Source organism: Serratia sp. 121840015-1 (genome assembly GCF_053627655.1).
On sequence record NZ_JBSEYF010000023.1, the window covers coordinates 1 to 1786 of the forward strand.

Below are 1786 nucleotides of genomic sequence, written 5' to 3' on the forward strand. Positions count from 1 at the left end.
GTTTTGACCTGGCCCAGCTGGACGGTTTGGTCTACAGAACCGGCATCAACGGCGCAAGCAGCGTTAACTACTTCACCTTTAAAGTGAACGGTACCGCCGTTAACGGTAGTTGTCGCTGCATGAGTCACGCCTGCAGTCAGCAGAGATACTGCAATCAAACTTTTGATATATTTAGTGCTACGCATTTTACTACTCCTTTTTGGTAAAAAAACAAACTACATATGGGAACATTTTCTTACCATATTCCCTATTCCTAATTCTTTTTTAAGACGTGATTAATGCTCCAGTATTACTATGGATAGATGTGGAAAAATTTATTAATGTTAGACACCCCAAAAAAAACTAACATTCAATTTATCTCGCAAACACTCACCTCGATACCCATCCAAGGAGAGAGTTGGTTTTAATTATGGCTTCTAACCCATGCATCAACATAACAATTACACATTTGGCTTCCCTAACATAAATCTCCTTTCTTCCCTCTCACTGCTGAGAAATAGAAATCACAGCCTATGTTGGACAGGTAGAATAAACTAACATCACGTATAAGCCCCCAAACCCAGATCAATATACTATAAATATTATTTTTTTTGGAATTTTAGATCGTCTTCTTATAAAAAAAAGAATAAAAAACTGCCATGGAGTAATCTTAAAAATATAAGATCGTTAAATAGAAAAAGTCCTACATTTTTCAGAGGATAATTTTTAAACGGATGTTTAACTTATTACTCAACCCAAATGAATACATGAATTATAATTACCAAGCTAAACAAATAATCATTACTTACAGATATAGAAGAACCGGCACTGTTGCAAATAGCTGGTGATGATAAACTTAGTGTCCCCTTTTGCTGACGGAGCAGCACATGACCCCCTTCAAAGGCCGACATTTTCAGCGTGACATCATTCTGTGGGCGGTACGCAGGTACTGTAAATACAGCATCAGCTACCGTGAGCTGCAGGAGATGCTGGCTGAACGAGGCATCAATGTCGATCACACCACGATTTATCGCTGGGTTCAACGCTATGCCTCCGAAATGGAAAAACGGCTGCGCTGGTACTGGCGGAACCCTTCGGGGTTCTGCTCCTGGCATCTCGATGAAACTTATATCAAAGTGAATGGCCGTTGGGCTTATCTTTACCGGGCCGTCGACAGCAGGGGCCGCACCATTGATTTTTATCTTTCCCCGCGTCGTAACAGCAAAGCAGCATATCGGTTTCTGGGAAAGATTCTGAACAGCGTGAAAGGCTGGCAGGTCCCTCGCCTCATCAACACAGATAAGACGCCCACCTATGGCCGTGCGCTGGCGTTGTTGAAACGGGAGGGCCGGTGTCCGCCTGATGTTGAACACCAACAAATAAAGTATCGCAATAACATCATTGAATGCGAACACGGTAAACTGAAAAGGATAATCAGCGCCACGCTGGGATGTAAATCCATGAAAACGGCTTATGCCACCATTAAAGGGATTAAGGTGATGCGGGCACTACGCAAAGGCCAGGCCTCGCCGTTTTATTATGGTGATCCCCTGGGCGAGATGCGTCTGGTAAACAAAGCGTTTGAAATATAAAGCCTTTAAATAAGGCCTAAAGGATAACCTCATCGCAAACTTTGCAACAGCGCCAAAAAAACTGGACTGACTCCACGACCGTAGACATATCCTGTCCTCACGACGAGGCCCGTTCAAAGCCCTCCGGACTGACGCCGCCAAGGTGACTGTGACGCCGGGCCCGGTTGTAGAACACTTCAATGTAATCGAAGATATCCGCCCGGGCCAGATCCCGG

The 1786-nt window shown here is 44.2% G+C and carries 2 protein-coding genes and 1 pseudogene; 1 reads left to right on the forward strand and 2 read right to left on the reverse strand.

The window, feature by feature from the left end; translation table 11 throughout:
- A pseudogene (gene fimA, locus ACUXAC_RS26895) lies at window positions 1–185 on the reverse strand (type 1 fimbrial protein subunit FimA); the annotation flags it as partial.
- Between the two features lie 681 nt (window positions 186–866).
- Here fimA and ACUXAC_RS26900 point away from each other — a divergent pair.
- The gene (locus ACUXAC_RS26900) at window positions 867–1571 is read left to right on the forward strand and encodes an IS6 family transposase (protein ID WP_342186900.1); all 705 of its coding nucleotides are present in this window, start codon (window positions 867–869) and stop codon (window positions 1569–1571) included.
- 97 nt (window positions 1572–1668) lie between these two features.
- Here the strand turns inward: ACUXAC_RS26900 and ACUXAC_RS26905 are convergent.
- On the reverse strand, window positions 1669–1786 hold a 118-nt coding region (locus ACUXAC_RS26905; protein ID WP_454267152.1), incomplete at its 5' end, for an IS3 family transposase.